18 protein-coding genes and 1 pseudogene are annotated in these 17,039 nt (G+C 72.3%); 13 read left to right on the forward strand and 6 right to left on the reverse strand.

The window, feature by feature from the left end:
- The first annotated feature begins 317 nt into the window (after positions 1-317).
- The 9 genes from ACFRIC_RS33520 (at position 318) to ACFRIC_RS33560 (ending at position 6,977) form a co-directional block, all read left to right on the forward strand.
- On the forward strand, positions 318-1,049 hold the full coding sequence (locus ACFRIC_RS33520; RefSeq protein WP_382793783.1) for an RcpC/CpaB family pilus assembly protein: 732 nt from the start codon (positions 318-320) through the stop codon (positions 1,047-1,049).
- Positions 1,050-1,069: 20 nt separating this feature from the next.
- A complete protein-coding gene (locus ACFRIC_RS33525) occupies positions 1,070-1,930 on the forward strand; it encodes a hypothetical protein (RefSeq protein WP_382793786.1) in 861 nt (286 codons plus the stop codon).
- Entirely contained in the window at positions 1,927-3,237 is a 1,311-nt protein-coding gene (locus ACFRIC_RS33530; protein ID WP_382793789.1) for a CpaF family protein, read from the forward strand. Before ACFRIC_RS33525 ends, ACFRIC_RS33530 begins: the two co-directional genes overlap by 4 nt.
- Positions 3,238-3,338: 101 nt before the next feature.
- Positions 3,339-4,268: a type II secretion system F family protein gene (locus ACFRIC_RS33535; protein WP_382794043.1), complete on the forward strand. Its 930-nt coding sequence runs from the start codon at positions 3,339-3,341 to the stop codon at positions 4,266-4,268.
- Positions 4,265-5,188, forward strand: a complete 924-nt coding sequence (locus ACFRIC_RS33540; RefSeq protein ID WP_382793792.1) for a type II secretion system F family protein — start codon at positions 4,265-4,267, stop codon at positions 5,186-5,188. The genes ACFRIC_RS33535 and ACFRIC_RS33540 overlap by 4 nt, the downstream gene beginning before the upstream one ends.
- Before the next feature lie 63 nt (positions 5,189-5,251).
- The gene (locus tag ACFRIC_RS33545; RefSeq protein WP_028805786.1) at positions 5,252-5,503 is read left to right on the forward strand and encodes a hypothetical protein; all 252 of its coding nucleotides are present in this window, start codon (positions 5,252-5,254) and stop codon (positions 5,501-5,503) included.
- A 9-nt stretch (positions 5,504-5,512) separates the two neighbouring features.
- Positions 5,513-5,974, forward strand: a complete 462-nt coding sequence (locus tag ACFRIC_RS33550; protein WP_382793795.1) for a TadE family protein — start codon at positions 5,513-5,515, stop codon at positions 5,972-5,974.
- Positions 5,971-6,417 (forward strand): TadE/TadG family type IV pilus assembly protein, encoded by a 447-nt coding sequence (locus ACFRIC_RS33555; RefSeq protein WP_382793797.1) that lies wholly within the window; start codon positions 5,971-5,973, stop codon positions 6,415-6,417. The genes ACFRIC_RS33550 and ACFRIC_RS33555 overlap by 4 nt, the downstream gene beginning before the upstream one ends.
- On the forward strand, positions 6,414-6,977 hold the full coding sequence (locus tag ACFRIC_RS33560) for a Tad domain-containing protein (RefSeq protein WP_382793799.1): 564 nt from the start codon (positions 6,414-6,416) through the stop codon (positions 6,975-6,977). The genes ACFRIC_RS33555 and ACFRIC_RS33560 overlap by 4 nt, the downstream gene beginning before the upstream one ends.
- Before the next feature lie 79 nt (positions 6,978-7,056).
- On the opposite strand, the gene ACFRIC_RS33565 is transcribed toward ACFRIC_RS33560, so the two are convergent.
- The 5 genes and pseudogenes from ACFRIC_RS33565 to ACFRIC_RS33585 form a co-directional block, all read right to left on the reverse strand.
- Positions 7,057-7,365 (reverse strand): hypothetical protein, encoded by a 309-nt coding sequence (locus ACFRIC_RS33565; protein WP_382793801.1) that lies wholly within the window; start codon positions 7,363-7,365, stop codon positions 7,057-7,059.
- Between the two features lie 119 nt (positions 7,366-7,484).
- Positions 7,485-7,814, reverse strand: a complete 330-nt coding sequence (locus ACFRIC_RS33570) for a hypothetical protein (protein WP_382793804.1) — start codon at positions 7,812-7,814, stop codon at positions 7,485-7,487.
- A gap of 34 nt (positions 7,815-7,848) precedes the next feature.
- A pseudogene (locus ACFRIC_RS33575) lies at positions 7,849-8,070 on the reverse strand (hypothetical protein); the annotation flags it as partial.
- A gap of 52 nt (positions 8,071-8,122) precedes the next feature.
- Entirely contained in the window at positions 8,123-8,332 is a 210-nt protein-coding gene (locus ACFRIC_RS33580; protein WP_382793806.1) for a DUF397 domain-containing protein, read from the reverse strand.
- Positions 8,333-8,335: 3 nt separating this feature from the next.
- Positions 8,336-9,187: a helix-turn-helix domain-containing protein gene (locus tag ACFRIC_RS33585; protein WP_382793809.1), complete on the reverse strand. Its 852-nt coding sequence runs from the start codon at positions 9,185-9,187 to the stop codon at positions 8,336-8,338.
- Positions 9,188-9,552: 365 nt separating this feature from the next.
- Between ACFRIC_RS33585 and ACFRIC_RS33590 the strand changes: the two genes are divergently transcribed.
- The 4 genes from ACFRIC_RS33590 (at position 9,553) to ACFRIC_RS33605 (ending at position 15,831) form a co-directional block, all read left to right on the forward strand.
- Complete coding sequence (locus ACFRIC_RS33590) at positions 9,553-12,579, forward strand: BTAD domain-containing putative transcriptional regulator (RefSeq protein WP_382793812.1); 3,027 nt, start codon at positions 9,553-9,555, stop codon at positions 12,577-12,579.
- Between the two features lie 471 nt (positions 12,580-13,050).
- Positions 13,051-13,788, forward strand: a complete 738-nt coding sequence (locus tag ACFRIC_RS33595; RefSeq protein ID WP_382793815.1) for a prepilin peptidase — start codon at positions 13,051-13,053, stop codon at positions 13,786-13,788.
- 236 nt (positions 13,789-14,024) lie between these two features.
- Positions 14,025-15,224: a cyclic dehypoxanthinyl futalosine synthase gene (mqnC, locus tag ACFRIC_RS33600; protein WP_351863092.1), complete on the forward strand. Its 1,200-nt coding sequence runs from the start codon at positions 14,025-14,027 to the stop codon at positions 15,222-15,224.
- 7 nt (positions 15,225-15,231) lie between these two features.
- On the forward strand, positions 15,232-15,831 hold the full coding sequence (locus ACFRIC_RS33605) for a hypothetical protein (protein ID WP_382793819.1): 600 nt from the start codon (positions 15,232-15,234) through the stop codon (positions 15,829-15,831).
- Between the two features lie 163 nt (positions 15,832-15,994).
- Here the strand turns inward: ACFRIC_RS33605 and ACFRIC_RS33610 are convergent, their stop codons facing one another.
- Positions 15,995-17,038 carry a chitinase gene (locus tag ACFRIC_RS33610; protein ID WP_382793822.1) on the reverse strand — a complete coding sequence of 348 codons (1,044 nt, stop codon included), beginning with the start codon at positions 17,036-17,038 and terminating at the stop codon, positions 15,995-15,997.
- Position 17,039 lies beyond the last annotated feature (1 nt).

Consider the following 17,039-nt stretch of genomic DNA (forward strand, 5'->3'; position numbering starts at 1 on the left):
GCCCGTGACGGCCGTTCCGGCGGGCGCAGGTGATTCGCTGGCGCACAGGTGACGGACAGGGCGTACCGCCGCGCTCAACACGGAACCGAACAGGTGTCGTTGCGCGTCGACAACGTCGAGTCGGGTGCGCTTCAGGGGTCTTGACGCGCCTTGAGGGGCTTATGTGCGGCTGATACGGTGCCATGGCTTGACACTCGCCCCGGCGCCGGAGTTCGACCAGGTCGCACGGTCCGTCCCGTAAAGGGTCTCGGGGGTGAAGTGTCCTACTTGGCTCGTGAATTGACAGACATTTTCTTGGGTGTACGGGGAGCGGTCGCGTGAGGATCCAAGAGCGTACGGGGGCGGGCAACAACCGTTCCGCCACGTCGGCCCAGCCGGCGATGGGCGAGCGGCTTCCCACCCCGCCTCGCGAGCGCAAACCGGCGCTGGCCGCGCTCGCGGTGCTCCTCGTCCTCGTCGGCGCGCTCGGCGCCACCATGCTGGTGCTGCGCGCCGGCGACCGTGTCGAGGTCGTGAAGGTGACGAGCGACATCCAGGCCGGTGAGTCCGTGGGCGGCCACGTGACCTCCGTGCTGGTCGCGGACGACACCTCCATCAACTACGTCAAGTGGAACCAGCTCGCCGCGCTCAAGAAGCTCAAGGCCAAGTCCCCGATCTACAAGGGGACCGTGGTCATCGGCGACATGTTCGCCGAGGGTGCCGAGCTTCCGGCCGGCAAGGCCTCCGTGGGTGTCTCCCTCAAGGAGGGCCAGTACCCCTCGGGCATCAAGTCCGGTGACACGGTGGCCGTCTACCGCGTCGGCGACACCACGACCAGCGGCAGCCGCTCGTCGGGCTCGTCCAACTCCTCCGGCTCCGGCTCGTCGAGCGCGGACGCCGCGCCCATCGTCGAGCAGGCGAAGGTCATTTCGGTCAAGAGTGACTCGGACAGCACGATCAGCAGCACCAACCTGCCCGTCACCCTGATGGTGGACAGCGGCGAGGCGGCCGCCGTCGCCGCCGCGGCCTCGGCGGGCCAGGTCGCCCTCGTCATCGTCCCCGGCAACTAGAGGCGAGTGAGTAGACAGACATGGCGCTCATCGCCCTCGCCGCAGACAAGGGTTCCCCGGGAGTCACCACCGCAGCGGTGGCGCTCGCGGCGGTCTGGCCCCGCCGGGTCCTGCTCGCCGAGACCGACCCGGCCGGCGGCGACCTCGTGTACCGCAGCGCGGCGGCCCACGGCGGCCCGCTGAACCCGAACACCGGCATGCTGTCGATCGCGGCGACCGCCCGGCGCGGTCTCGTCCCCGACCAGCTCTGGGACCACGTACAGCCGCTCAGCGGCGGACTCGACGTCCTCGTCGGACTCGGGATCGCCGAGCAGGCCGCCGGTCTCGCCGGACTCTGGCCCACCCTGGGCCGGGCGTTCGCGCAGCTCGCCGACTCCCCGAACGCGCCCGCCGACGTCATCGCCGACTGCGGCCGCATCAGCGGGGACACCCCGGCGACCGAACTGTTCCCGCACGCGTCCCTGGTGCTCCTGCTCTCCCGCACCGAGCCCGAGGCCATCGCCCGCGTCCGCGACCGGGCCGCCGCCCTCTCCGCCAAGCTGCACGGCGGACCGCGCGGCGCCGGCGGACTCGCCACCCCGTTCATCGGCGTCGTCCTCGTCGCCGACCCGGGCGACTCCGCCAAGCTCGTCCACCAGGTCAACGACATGCTGGTGGCGGCCCAGACCGGAGCCCGGGTCGTGGGCACCATCGCCGACGACCCCGCGGGTGCCGCCCAGTTGGCCGGCCGCCGCCGCGGGCGCCTCGACAAGTCGCTGCTCATCCGCTCGGCCCGCAAGGTGACCGCGGACCTGTACCAGCAGTACGGTGCCGCCTGGTCCGTACCCGCCGACGGGCCGAACGCCGGGCAGCCCCGGCCCGCCGCCGGAGCCGGCCGATGACCGCCGTCGACCACCAGCTCGTCAAGCGGTTCCGGCAGGACGCCGGCGACCGCATCTCCGAACAGCGCCGCGAGGACCAGGTCCGCGGCGTCACCCCGATGTCCAGCGAGGACGAACGGCACTACGCCCGCGCCGTCATCGCCCAGATACTCGAGGACCACGCCCGTACCGAGATCAACCTCGGCCGGACCCCGCTCGACGCGGAGACCGAGGAGCAGTACGCGGCCGCCGTCCACGCCGCGCTCTTCGGCGTGGGCCGCCTCCAGCCGCTCCTGGACGACCCGGAAGTCGAGAACATCGACATCAACGGGTACGACGAGGTCTTCATCGGCTACGCCGACGGCCGGGAGACCAAGGGGGACCCCGTCGCCGAGACCGACGAGGAGCTCATCGAGCTGATCCAGGTCCTCGGCGCGTACTCGGGCCTGTCGTCCCGGCCCTTCGACTCCGCGAACCCGCAGCTCGACCTGCGGCTGCCGGACGGCTCCCGCCTCTCCGCCGTCATGGACGTGACCCGCAGGCCGGCCCTGTCGATCCGCCGCGCGCGCCTGGGCAAGGTCTTCATGTCCGACCTCGTGGGCAACGGCACCCTGGCCCCCGAGGTCGCCCACTTCCTCGCCTGCGCCGTCCGGGCCCGCAAGAACATCATGATCGCCGGGGCCACCAACGCCGGCAAGACGACGCTGCTGCGCGCACTGGCCAACGAGATCCCGCCGCACGAGCGGCTCATCACCGTCGAGCGCGCTCTCGAGCTCGGCCTCGACACCTTCGCCGAACTGCACCCGAACGTCGTGGCGTTCGAGGAGCGGCTGCCCAACTCCGAGGGCCAGGGCGCCATCACCATGGCCGAACTGGTCCGCCGTTCGCTGCGCATGAACCCCTCGCGGGTCATCGTCGGCGAGGTCCTCGGCGACGAGATCGTGACGATGCTCAACGCCATGTCGCAGGGCAACGACGGCTCGCTCTCCACGATCCACGCGAACAGCTCCAGCGAGGTCTTCAACCGCATCTCCACGTACGCGCTCCAGGCGTCCGAGCGACTGCCCATCGAGGCCAGTCAGATGCTCATCGCGGGCGCGGTGAACTTCGTGGTCTTCATCCAGCGGCGCAACGACTACGAGACCGGCGGCCGCCTCCAGCGCATGGTGACCTCCGTGCGCGAGGTCAACGGCGTCGACGGACGGGTGCTGTCCAGCGAGGTGTTCGCCGAGGCCCCGGACGGCCGGATCGTCCCGCACGCGCCCATCTCCTGCCTCGACGACCTCGTCGCGCAGGGCTACCGGCTGCCCGGCAGCGGGAATTGGTGACGACGATGATCCAGGACATGACGACGGCCATGGCCCCGGCCGAGGCGCAGGCCGGGACCTCCGGCACGACCTCGCTCGCGGCCCTCGACTCGCTCGGCTCCATGGGCGGGCTGTTCTCCCTGCCCGTCCTGTACGCCCTCGCCTGCGGGATCGCCGTCGGCGGCGGCCTCGCGCTGTTCGCCGTCGCCGTACGCGGACTGCCCGCCAAGCCCGAACACGAGAAGCAGCGGGCGAGCGAGCGCGCGGCCGAGCTGATCCGGTTCGCCGGACAGCGCGGTTCGATCGCCGCCATCGCCGGGCTGGTCGTCCTGCTCCTCACCCGCTGGGCCGTCGCCGGTCTCGCGGCCGGCATCCTCGTCTTCTTCTGGGACAAGCTCTTCGGCGGCGCCTCCGAGGAGAAGGCCGCGATGCGCCGCGTGGAGGCACTGGCGTCCTGGACCGAGTCGCTGCGCGACACCATCGCGGGGGCGGTCGGTCTTGAGCAGGCCATCCCGGCCTCGGCGCGCGCCTCCGCCCCCGTGCTGCGGCCGCATCTGGACGCGCTGGTGGACCGGCTGCGGTCCCGGACACCGCTGCCCGAGGCCCTGCAGCAACTGGCCGACGAGATCGACGACGCGTCCGCCGACATCATCGTGGCCGCGCTCATCCTCAACGCGCGGCTGCGCGGCCCCGGTCTGCGCCAAGTGCTGGGCGCGCTCGCCAAGTCGGCGCGCGAGGAGGTCGACATGCGGCAGCGCGTGATGGCCCAGCGCGCCTCGACGCGGCGCTCCGTGCAGATCGTCGTCGCGGTGTCCATCGCCTTCGTGCTCGGTCTGTCGATCTTCAACCGTGAGTTCGTCGAGCCGTACGGGACGGCCGTCGGCCAGCTCGTACTGGCCTGCGTCTGCGGGCTGTTCGGCCTCGGCTTCTGGTGGCTGCGCAAGCTGTCCACGATCGAGACGCCGGAGCGGTTCCTGGTACGGGACGAGTCGTCCGTGCGGTTCGTGCGGCCCCGTACACCGGTTTCCGGGGATGAGGCGGTACGCCGATGAACCTGACCATGCCGATCCTGATCGGCGCCGTCCTGGGCCTGGGCGTCTACGTCGCCGTCCGCGCCCTCATGCCGTCGAGGCGCAGCGCGGTCGCGCAGGTCGCCCGTATCGACGCCATGCGGGCCCGCGGGGCGGCGTACGAGTCCGCGCACCACGGGCAGCGGGACAGCGGACGCCTCGGCAGTCTGCGCGCGGAGGTCGGCCGGCGCGTCGCCGAGCTGTACCTCCAGCAGGGCTGGGAACAGCGCTCGCTCCGCGCCGATCTGGCGGTCCTGGACCGGAGTTGGGAGAGGTTCCTGGCGACGAAGGTGCTGCTGGCCGCAGCCGGTGTCTTCTTCGGTCCGTTCCTCTTCGCCGTCGTCTGGACGCTCGGGGCCGGCACCAGCCCGATCATCCCGGTCTGGCTCGCGCTGCTCTTCGCGGTCGTCTTCTTCTTCCTGCCCGATCTGGAGGTGCGGCGCGACGCGGTCGACAAGCGGCGCGACCTTCGGCGGGTGATCGGCGCCTATCTGGACCTGGTGTCGATGAGCCTGGCCGGCGGCCGCGGTCTGCCGGAGGCGCTGATGGCCGCCGCCGAGATCTCCGACGGCTGGGCCACGCAGCGCATCCGCAACGCGCTCGCCGACGCCCGGATCACGGGCATCAGCCAGTGGCAGGCGCTCGGCTCGCTCGGTGAGGAGCTCGGCGTCGAGGAGCTGAAGGACCTGTCGGCGTCCCTGGCGCTGGTCGCGGACGACGGGGCCAAGGTGCGGGAGTCGCTCGCCTCGCGTGCCGAGACAATGCGCCACCGAGAGCTCTCCGAGATCGAGGGCAGCGCGGGCGAGAAGTCGCAGTCGATGCTCGTCGCCCAACTCCTGCTGTGCGCCGGGTTCCTGGTCTTCCTGATCTTCCCGGCGGCGATGCGTGTGTTCCAGGTCTGATCTTCCACGGTGCCCGCGGGGGCGCCAGTCGGCCGACACTTTCCTTCGAGAGGACAACTCACCATGAACGGACGGAACTTCAGCACCGGGATCCCGGGGGTGGACTTCCTGATCACCTTTCTCCAGGGCCGGGTGCAGCGTGCCCGCTCCGGGGAACTCGACCGGGGCGCGTCCGCGGTCGAGTGGGTCATCATCTCCGCCGTCGTCGTCGCCATCGTCGGCGTGGTCGCGGCGATCATCAACGCGGCGCTGAGCGACGGCGCCAACAAGGTCGGCGACTGCATCAAGGGCGCCGACGCCGGCAAGACCTGCTGAGCGGCGGGGATGCCAGTGCGCGAACGCCGAGGGGTACGACGCTGGGTGCGCCGCAGGGTGGAGGCAGCCTCCGCCCGCGGTGACTCCGGCATGACCGCGATCGAGTTCGTGCTGCTCACTCCGGTGCTGTTCTTCATGATCTTCGCGACGGTGCAGTTCGCGCTGTACTTCTTCGCGGACCATGTCGCCCAGGCGGCGGCCCAGGCGGGCGCCCGCAAGGCCCGTGCCACGGCGGACGCGCAGCCGGGTGCCTGGCGCGGCGAGGCGGGGGACGTCGTCGACAGCTACATCAGCCAGCTCGGTCCGAAGCTGGTGCTGTCCCCGGACGTGACGATGCTCCAGCCGGAGCCGGACACTGTCGGGGTCGAGATCAGGGCGAGGGTCCCCTCGGTCTTCCCGGGCCTGGACTTGACGGTGCACGCGCAGTCGTCCGGGCCGGTGGAGCGATTCGTGAAGGAGGAGGCGCCGTGACGGGACCGGGGGTCCGGCTCGCCGCCCTCCTGGACCGCGTGTCCGGGCTCCGGCGCGACCGGGGGCTGTCGACCATCGAGGTGGTCATCCTCGCGCCGGTGATGATCCTCTTCATTCTGGTGCTGGTGGCCTTCGGGCAACTGGTCGACGGCCGGGGCGCGCTGGACGGCGCGGCCCGGGACGCGGCGCGGGCCGGTTCGATCCAGAAGGACCACGCGACCGCGATGGCCGAGGCGAGGAAGGCGGCCGAGGCGGATCTGTCGGACGTGTGCTCGGGTCCGGTGACCGTCACCCAGACCAGTACGGGCTTCGAGCCGGACACGCTGTTCACCGTCGAGGTGAGCTGCGAGGTGCGGGGCCTGGCGATGATCGGCCTCGATGTGCCCACCACCCTGGACGCGTCCTTCAGTTCACCGCTCGACCCGTTCCGGAGGACGGCATGAAGCTGAACTCCGCTGTAAGGCGCTCCTGGCGGGGGCGCCCGAGGCCGGCCTCCGCCCGGCGGAACGGGACACCGATCCCCGCGCCCCGGGGCCCGCGGCCGGGTTCGGCCGTCCGGGGCTGGGCCGCCGCGCGCCGGGAGCGGCTCGACGACCGGGGCTCGGGGGCCGGCGCGGTCATCATCTTCGCGCTGGTCTTCCTCTCCCTCTCGGCGTTCGTGATCGATGGCGGGATGTCCATCTCCAAGCGGGAGAGGGCCGCCGACATCGCCGAGCAGGCGGCCCGGTACGCGGCCCAGGACATCGACCTCGAATCCCTCTACGAGAACGAGAACGGCCCGGCGCCCATCAACTTCGAGAACTGCGGCGCCCGGGTGAAGGCCTTCGCCCGGGAGATGGGCATGTCCGGCGCGGACATCGCGGCGACCCACTGCGTGACCGCGGACGCCGAACAGGTCGAGGTGGAGGTCCAGTTGACCTATTCGCCGGTCTTCACGGGCATGTTCTACGGCGGAGACGTGACCGTCCACGGCCGGGCGGTGGCGGAGAACGAGGTGGGCTGAGCCCCGGGTTCCTCCTGGGTCGGGGTTCCCTCGGTCCAGGCCCCGCCCGGAGTCCCGGCCCAACCGGGCCGGAGGCCCCTCAGTTCATGGGGATGCCGAGATCCCGCGTCAGGATCTCCGTGAGCCGTGCCTCCGGCACGGGTGGAACCCGGTGGCGGGAGTCCCGGACGTGTGCGAGGAAGTCCGGGGGGAGCGAGACGTGGTACGTGCCGAGGTAGTACGCGAGATCCTGCCGCCACACCCAGCTCCCGTCCGTGTACAGGGACCCGATCCCGGTCATGACGGGTCCACCGGGGTCCAGGACATCGGCCCCGGCACTCGTCTCGGACCAGATCCCGGCCCCGCCTCGGAGATACCCGAGGACGGCGGCCTCGTCCGGCTCGCCCACGGCGTTGACGGCATCCCGCAGAAGCCCGCAGCCGGCGAACCCCCACCCGCCTCGAAGCTCGGAAAAGAACCCGACGGGCCGGACCGGTACCGGTCCTCCGTCCTGGTTCCGTTCTCGCACTACTTCGCCCCGTCCTTCTTCTCCGTCTTCACTCCCTCGGAGACGTTCTTGGCCAGGTCGTCGTCGAGTTTCTTGAACTCGCGGACCACGGCGTCGGACATCTTGGCCAGGGCGTCGAGGGCCTGGCCGATGTCCTCGCGGCCGTCCTCCCAGCCGGACTCGAAGTCGTCCAGGGCGTCGTAGACGGTGTGGTCGCCCAGGTCGTCCTTATACGACTCGAAGAGCTTCTTGGTGTGGTTCAGCCGGGTCTTGATGTCCCGCAGCCGCCCGCCGTAGTCCTCCAGCTCGCTCAGCGGGAGCGCGAGGTCGCTCTTGCCGCCACCACTCATGTCCGTTCCCCCTTGTCGCGTCGCGAAGTCCCGGTCAGACGAACCGGAACGTGCCGGTCACCGCGTCGAAGATGTCGTGGAACGCCTCGGCCAGGTCCAGCACGGGGCTGGCTCCGGAGACGAGGACGACCTGGCCGGCGGTTCCCGGGACCGGGATGTACGTCTGGGTCAGCACCATACGAAGGGTACGGGTGTCACCCCGCGCGACGGGCACGTCCTCCACACCGAACGTCCGGGCCGCCGACCCGACTTCGGGGCGAGCCCGAGGACGGTGGCGTCATGACGAACCGGGCCTCGTTGAGGGGCTGTTACGAGCCGGGGGTGTCGAACGAGCCGGTGCGTATGGCCTGGAGCAGGTGGCCGACGGGGGGTGGGGTGGTGGTGAGGACGGTGTCCGGGTCGTCGGACTCGCGGAGGTGGAGCAGGGCGGGGGTGGAGGCGAGCTCGACGCAGGAGTCGCCGTCACCGGGCCCCGAGTAGGACGACTTCTGCCAGTTGTCAGGGGTGCTCGTGGGCAACTCTCACAGCTCCTTCGTCAATCTGTGGATGAAGTCCCGGGACCGGCCGGCGTCCAGCGACACCGCCTCGACCTTGTGGAACAGCGTGCGATAGGCGTTGAGCTGGGCCTCGGAGTCGATGAACGCGGCGCCCTGGGGAGCGTCGCGTACGACGGTGTCGAGCCGGGGGACGGGGCCGCCCGCGTAGGTCATGGCACTCGCGGCGCCACCGAACCCCTCCAGGTCGAAGGGGATGACACGCACGGTGATGTGCTCGGCCTCGGACAGCTCCAGCACGTGGGCGAGTTGGGACCTCGAAGCGGCGCGGTCGCCGACCATGATGCGCAGCGCGGCCTCGTGGACGAGGCCGTCGTACCGTTTGGGGGCGGGGCCTTCGAGGAGTTCCTGTCGCTGCAAGCGGTGCCGTACACGCAACTCGACCTCCTCGGCCGGAAGTTCCGGTACGCGGTAGGAGAACACGGCGCGGGCGTACTCCTCCGTCTGGAGCAGGCCGGGGACGTGGAGGAACTGGACGTCCCGCAGGAAGGTGGCGTAGTGCTCCAGCTCGGCGAGGTCGAGGAACGGCGTGGGCAGCAGGCCGCGGTAGGGCTCCCACCACCCGCGCGTCCGGTCGGTGGCCATGGCGACCAGGGCCTCCACGAACGCCTCGTCCGTGCAGACGTACTGCGTCGCGAGCCGGCGTAACCGCTTCTCGCTCACGCCCGCGAGGCCGGCCTCGATCTGACTGATCTGTGCGGGACTCACTCCGAGCAGTGTGGCCGCTTCGCGGGACGAAAGTCCGGCCGCTCCGCGGAGTCGGCGCAATTCCACCGCCAGACGCGTCTGACGTGCCGTCGCGTCACGCCTCAGTGCCATCGGGTTCCCCTCTCGGCGTGCCGGTGAACTTGACCCGTCCGGGGCAGATTATGCGACCGCCTGGTGAGACCTGAATGACCGGATTCACGTCCGGTGGCGCGAAAGTCACTCTCCGACGCCCCGGAGGGTGATTGTGCGGGGTTCGTGAGGACCGTCCCGCGAGTGGTGTGAAGGGCCGCGGAGACAGAGGACGGCCGACGGGCTCCGGGGTGGGTGCCAACTCGGTTGTCCCGGGCGGTTGGTGACGAATCGGGCGGGGTGGCGTCAATGCCCTCCGCTCGGCCTTCGACAGGCTCCTTAGACTCTCAGTAGGCTCGGGGCACCCCCGACTCACACCCTCCCCAAACGACCCCAGGACACCCGCCATGGCGCGACGCACCACCTCCAGTTCGACGGGCGGCTCGCCGGGTCCGAGGAATCGGACGCCGCAGCCCCTGCCCCGGCGTCGTCGGACGTTCGGGGACTTCGTGAAGGCGTTCGGGGCGTTCGTCGCCCTGCTGGTCCTGCTCGTCGGCGTGCCCGGCGCGCTGGTGGTCGCCGTGGGCTGGCCGCTGCCGCACGGGACGCCCTCGCTGGACTGGCTCCAGCAGGAGATCACCGTCGGCACGTTCATCCACGTGCTGACGGTCATCGTGTGGCTCGCGTGGGCGCAGTTCACCGCGTGCGTCCTCGTCGAGATGAAGGCCGCGCTGTCGGGCGTCGGGCTGCCCAACCGCGTACCGGGCGCCGGGGCCAGCCAGTTGCTGGCCCGTCAGCTCGTCGCGGCACTCCTGCTCGTCGGGGCCGCCGCCGCGAGCTTCACCCCGGGCCTCTCCCAGCTCGGCCAGAGCCCGGAAGGCAACCAGCACGGCTCCGTCGCCGCCGCTCAGCAGACCCCGGGCACGCTGTTCGGGCAGCAGCGGGAGCAGACCGCCGCGGGAGCCGCCGCCGTCGCCGAACAGGCCGCCGACGCCGCGGCCCGGGCCGCCGCCCAGCCGGACGGCGGCTCCACCGCCCGGCACGGCGACACGAAGTACTACCGGATCCAGCCCCCCGAGGGCCGCCACCACGACTCCCTCTGGGAGATCGCCCAGCGCCACCTCGGCGACGGGCGCCGGTACAAGGAGATCTACGAGCTCAACAAGGACCGTACGCAGCCCGACGGGTCCAAGCTGTCCGAGGCCAGCCTCATCCGGCCCGGCTGGATCATGGAGATGCCCGGCGACGCGCACGGCGGCGAGCTCGTCGAGATGCCCGAGGCCAAGCCCGGTATCCCGGAGCAGGTCCAGCAGCAGATCCACGACTACGCGAAGACCGGCGACCACCAGCAGGCCGGCGGACAGCGGGGCGCCACCGGCCGGCAGGGCGAGCAGGGCGACCGCGACACCACGCACTTCCGCGTCCCCCAGCAGCGGGCCGGCGGCGACCAGGGCCAGGACGGCGACCGCGCCTCCTCCGGCGAGACCGCCCCGGACTCCCGTGACGGACAGAGCGCACCCTCGGCCTCCGAGGACAGCGGGTCCTCCTTCGGGCTGCCCGAGGCCCTCGTCGGCGCGCCCCTCCTCGCCGCCGGTCTCCTCGGCGCCCTCGGCCGGCGCCGCCGCCAGGCCCTGTGGCAGTCGGCGCTCGGCGCGGTCGGCGGACGCCGGGGGATGGAGCCGCCGGTTCCCACCGGATCCGCTGCGGACGCCCAGGACGCGCTGCTCGTCGGCGCCGACCCCGAGGGCGTACGCCTCCTCGACCTGTCGCTGCGCGGCCTCGCGGCCGCCCTCGCCGCCGAGTCCCGCCCGCTGCCGACCGTCTACGCGGCCTGGCTCGGCGGCAACGGCGATCTGCACCTCCAGCTCGCCCAGCCGGCCGGGAAACCGCCCACGCCGTGGCAGCTCGGCCAGGACCAGACGTTCTGGATGCTGGCACGGGCGGACGCCGAGCGGTACGAGGAGGTCGACACCGCCGCCCCCTACCCGGGCCTCGTCAGCCTCGGCACCATGGACGACTCCCGGCTGCTGCTCAACCTGGAGGCCGTGCCCGGCATCGTCTCCCTGAGCGGCAGCGCGGCCGACCGCGCGGGCGTCTTCGCCTCCGTCGCCGCCGAACTGGCCACCAACGGCTGGTCGGACCGCATGACGATCACCCTCGTCGGCTTCGGCGAGGACCTGACGCCGCTCGCGCCCAACCGGCTGCGCCACCTCGACGACATCGAGGCCCTCGTCGAGACCATGGAGGCCGAGACGCGGCAGCGGCGCGGCGCGCTGGGAGCCGCCGGGCACGACTCGGTGCTCACCGGCCGTACCGGGCCCGCCCAGCACACCCGTTGGGCCCCGCACCTCGTCCTCCTGGCCGCCGAACCGTCCCCCGTGGACGCCCTCAAGCTCGCCGAACTCGCGTCCGACGCGGGCCGGTTGGGCATCGGCTATCTCGTCGGCACCGAGAGCGGTGAACTGCCGGGCGCCGCCTGGGAGATGGAGGTCACCCGCGAGGGCAAGCTGCTCGCGCCGCTCCTCGGCCTCGAACTCGACGCGCAGCTGCTGCCGGTCGCCCAGCAGCGGGCGGTCGTGGAACTCTTCGTCGAGGCGGACCCGGAGGGCGGGCCCGACGGTCCGACCGACTCCCCGCCGTTCCTCGTCGACATCAGCGAGCAGGGGCGGCCCGCCGTGTACGCGCGGCTCGTGGGCCCGTACGAGATCATCGGTCTGGAGACGCCCGAGGGCGAACGCAGTCCGCTGCTGCACGAGGCGCTGGCGCTGCTCCTGCTGCACCGCGAAGGGGTGCACCCGCGTGTGCTGTCCTCCGCGCTGTGGCCGCGCGGCGTCACCGACGACGTGCGGGACGCGCTCGTCGAGCGGCTGCGCGGCTGGCTCGGCGACGACCCCGACGGCACCCCCCGCCTCGGCTCCGACGCGACCGGGCGGCTCACGCTCGCCAAGTCCGTCGTCTCCGACCTGGACGTGCTGCGCTCCCTCTACCACGAGGCGACGCAGGGCAAGGGGGTCGACAGCCGGGTGGTGCGCGGGCGGCTGCTCACCGACGCGCTCGTCCTCGTCCGCGGTCCGCTGCTCGCCGACCGTCCCGAGGGGCGTTACGGCTGGCTCACCCACGAGATCATCGACGCCCAACTGCCGCTGCTCGTGGCGGACATCGGTCTGGCGCTCTCCGCGTTCCACCTGGAGAAGGACCGGGCGGAGAAGGCGATCGAGGCGCTGAACGCGTCGATGAACTCGGCGCCGGCGGACGAGCGGCTGTGGAACGAACTGCTGCGCGCGACGCACGCGACGGGCGACGAGGACAAGCTGAAGCGACTCGCCGCGGACCTGGTGTCCCGCAGCGGGGCGCGGGGGCTGCCGCCCCGGACGGAGGCGCTGCTCGACGAACTCCTCCCGACCTGGCGCAGCGGCACGGCGGCGGTGGGCTGAGAGGCCGGGCCTCGGCCCGACCCGCACGACGACCGGTCGGGCCTCGGGTCGGGCTCGCACGACGACCGGTCGGGCCTCGGGTCGGGCCCGCACGACGACCGGCCGGCGCTCGGGTCGGGCCCGTACAACGACCGGCCGGCGCTCGGATCCGGCCCGCACAACGACAGGTCGGAGCTCGGATCCGGCCCGCACAACGACAGGTCGGGTCTCGGGCCCGGCCCGCACAACGACAGGTCGGGCCTCGGGCCCGGCCCGCACACCGACCGCTTCCGGCCGGGCGGCGCGGCCACCACCCGGCTCCGCCCACCGCCAGGCCCGCCGCCCGGCCTCGCCCGTCGCTCCGGTCACCGGCCGCTCCGGCCTCCGGTCGCCGACCGGGAGCGGACGTCGGTGGCCGTGGCCGACGGCCGGGGCGCTCGTCACCGGGCCGCCGGTCGGCCCGGCCGGTACACCGCACTCTTGGGGGAACGCGTGAATCTCGATCTCTGGCTCGTCGTCGCCGCCGCGCTCTGGGGCGCGGCGGCGGGGCTTCTGGTGCCCAGGCCCGCGTACCGCTTCGCCGTCGACCCCGACGAGCCGTGGCGGGACCGCTGCCCGGAAGGGCGGCCCATCACCGGGCTCGCGCGCGGATGGCTGGGACTCGCCCGTTCCCCGGGCGGCACCCGCTACGGCCCCAGCGTCCTTCTCGTCGCGCCGGTCACCGCCCTCCTCTGCGCGGGACTCGCCCTCGCGACCGGTACGCGTCCGGAGCTCGGCGTCTGGCTGCTGCTCGCGCCGCTCGGCGTCCTGCTCGCCGTGGTCGACTTCCGGGTGCAGCGGCTCCCGGACGCGCTGACCCTGCCGCTCGCGGCGGCGGCGCTCGTCCTGCTCGGGGTGGCCGCCGCGTTGCCCGAGCACGCGGGGGAGTGGACGACGGCGCTGTTCGGGGCGCTGGCGCTCGGCGGCGGGTACTTCCTGCTCTTCCTCGTCAACCCGAACGGCATGGGCTTCGGCGATGTGAAACTCGCCCTCGGCCTCGGCGCGGTGCTCGGCTGGTACGGGTGGAGCGTGGTCGTCCTCGGCACCTTCGCCGGGTTCCTGTTCGGCGGGCTGTACGGGATGGCGCTGGTGATCGCCCGGCGCGCGGGGCGCAAGACGTCGATCCCGTTCGGCCCGTTCCTGATCGCGGGGGCGTACGTGGGGCTGCTGATCGGCGCCTACGCGGCCTGACCCCGGCCCGGGGCGGCGGAGGACGGACGGTGTCCGACCCGGGGCGCGGCGGAGGTCGGGCAGTGCGCCGTGCGCCGGCGGGTCGGGGCGCCGGATGTCGGCCGGCCGGGGCGTCCGACGCCGGTCGGCCAGGAGACCTGACTCCGGTCGGCCGGTGGGCCTGGCGTCGGCCGGTGGGGCGGGCTGGCGTAGGGTGGTTGAGTCTGTCCACAACCCTTACGAAAGGGACGCTCCCGGTGACCGAGAAGGCCGACCTTCAGTCCGTGCTGGACCGCGCCGCCGAGGGTGGGCGGATCACTCCGGAAGAGGCGCTCGTCCTCTACCGCGACGCCCCGCTGCACGCGCTCGGCGCCGCCGCCGACGCCGTACGCCGCCGCAGGTACGCGGGTACCGAGCACATCGCGACGTACATCATCGAGCGCAACATCAACTACACGAACGTGTGCGTCACGGCGTGCAAGTTCTGCGCGTTCTACGCGGCCCCCAAGGACACCGCCAAGGGCTGGACGCGCGACCTCGACGACATCCTGCGCCGCTGCGCGGAGACCGTCGAGCTCGGCGGGACGCAGATCATGTTCCAGGGCGGACACCACCCGGACTACGGCGTCGAGTACTACGAGAAGCACTTCGCCGCGATCAAGGGCGCCTACCCCGAGCTGGTCATCCACTCCCTCGGCGCGTCCGAGGTCGAGCACATGGCCCGTATCTCCAAGGTGAGCGTCGAGGAGGCCGTCCAGCGGATCCACGCGGCCGGTCTGGACTCGTTCGCGGGCGCCGGCGCCGAACTGCTCCCCGCCCGCCCGCGCAAGGCGATCGCCCCGCTCAAGGAGAGCGGCGAGCGGTGGCTGGAGATCATGGAGATCGCGCACGGCCTGGGCGTCGAGTCGACGTCCACCATGCTGATGGGCACCGGCGAGACCAACGCCGAGCGCATCGAGCACCTGCGGATGATCCGCGATGTACAGGACCGGACGGGCGGCTTCCGCGCGTTCATCCCGTACACCTACCAGCCCGAGAACAACCACCTGAAGGGCCGTACGCAGGCGACGCTCTTCGAGTACCTGCGGATGATCGCGATCGCCCGTCTGTTCCTGGACAACGTCGCCCACATCCAGGGCTCCTGGCTGACCACCGGCAAGGAGGTCGGCCAGCTCTCCCTGCACTACGGCGCGGACGACCTCGGCTCGATCATGCTGGAGGAGAACGTCGTCTCCTCCGCCGGCGCCAAGCACCGCTCCAACCGCATGGAGATCATCGACCTGATCCGCAAGGCGGACCGGGTCCCCGCCCAGCGGACCACGACGTACGAGCACATCGTCGTCCACGACGACCCGGCGAACGACCCGGTGGACGAGCGCGTCATGTCCCACATCTCCTCGACGGCGATCGAGGGCGGCACGGCACACCCCGAGCTCAAGCTGCTCGCGTCCAACTGACGCCCCCGTGCTGACGATCCACGTGGCCGAGGAGTCGGCCGGGACCGCGGTCCTGGTCGACGGGGCGGCCGTCGCCGCCATCGGCCCCTACGAGGACCTGGCCGAGGTCCGTCCGGACGCCAAGGTGCGGCGCTGGCCCGGCATCCTGACGCCGGGACTGCTGAACCCGTACGGCCCGGAGCTTCTGGAAGCCACCTACCACCCGGACCCGCGCGAGGCCGAAGGCTTCGGCACCGAGCCCATCGGCGGGGAGCGGGCCAAGCGGATCTTCCGCGCCGACCCCGCACGCCTCGGCGCGAGCGCGCGGCGCGGGGTCCAGCGGATGCTGGCGCACGGCACGGTGGCGGTGGCGGGCGAGCTGCGCTCGCGAGCCGTGCTCGACGCGGTGCGCAGGGCCGGCCTCGCCGTGGGACGGCGGCCGGACCGGCTCCCCGGTCCGCCGGCGCTGTCCCCGGCCCCGCTGATCCTGCTGCCCGGACTGGTGCCGGGCGGGCCCGCCCGGTTCGCCGTGTTCGACGTCGCGGACCGCGCCGAACTGGTCCACCGCGGCGCGGGCACCTGCGTCGCGACCGTGATCGGCGGCCGACTGGTGTACCGGGCCCGCTGACCCCGGCACCTGACGCCGGCCCGGCCTCGCGGGCGCTCCCGGGCCCGTTGACCCTGGCACCCCGGCCCGGCCTTACGGGCGCTCCCGGGCCCGCGCCACGACACGTGGCACCTGCTCGGCCCGCGGAGGGCCCTTGTACGGCTCCCGGCCCCGTGACGCCGGATCAGCCCGCGAGGGCCTTCGCGAACGCCCCCGCGGTCTGCTGCACGCCGCTGCAGTCGGTCGCCGCGTCGTCCGCCGTGGCGCTGCCCTTCTCGCACTGCCTGTCGCGGAACGTCGACCACATCGACACCCAGGCCACCTTCTTCTTCTCGGCGAACTCCCGCACCTGCGCGGCGTCCGCGAGCCCGAACGTCTCGTTGTCCACGTCGTTGACGCCGATCATCGAGGTGAGCGCGAGCCCCTTCCAGGCGTCGGCGCCGGACAGTCCGAACACCTTCCTCAACTGGGTGTGGGCCGCCTCGGCGGACGTGATCGCGTAGTCGCCCATGTCGCCGGCGTACGAACTGCCGTAGTTCATCGTCATGATGTTGACCGTGGAGACGTCCACGGAGTGGTCGTTGGCGGACTCCAGCAGGGCCAGGCCGTCGGCGTCGAGCCCGGACGGCATCACGGGCAGGGTGAAGGACACCGTCAGACCCGGACGCTTCTTCTGGAGCAGCGCGATGGCCTCGGAGCGCAGCGCGACCGCGTCGGAGTCGCTCAACTGGGCGCCCTCGACGTCGAAGTCGGCCTGCGTGGACCCGGCCGCGTCCAGTGCCGCCCCGTAGGCCGCGGCGAGGTCGCTCGCGCTGTCGCACGTCGACGCCAGCTCCTTGCCCGAGGCGCCCCCGAACGACACCCGCACCCGCGCGCCGGACGCCTTGAGCGCCGAGACGCGGGACTTCACCGCCGTGTCGCCGATGGCGTACGCCCCGTCCCACGTCGGTGTGCAGCCGCTGCCGTCCGAGATCACGAAGGCCAGGTTGTACGTGGTCGGCGACCCCGCCGAGTCGGTGTCCGCGGCGGTCGTGGCGCTCACGTACGGCGCGTACGAGGTGGCCGACGCCTTCGCCGCACCCGCCTCCGGTGACGCCGCCGCGGCCGTCGTCCGGCCGGCCCCCGCGGACGTCCGGTCCGAGGCGTCACCGCTGCCGGAGGAGCACCCCGTACAGGCCAGGGCCACCAGGCAGACGACCCCCACGGCCGGCCTCAGGAAACTCCGCATT

Source organism: Streptomyces sp. NPDC056738, from assembly GCF_042790435.1.
GTDB lineage: Bacteria > Actinomycetota > Actinomycetes > Streptomycetales > Streptomycetaceae > Streptomyces.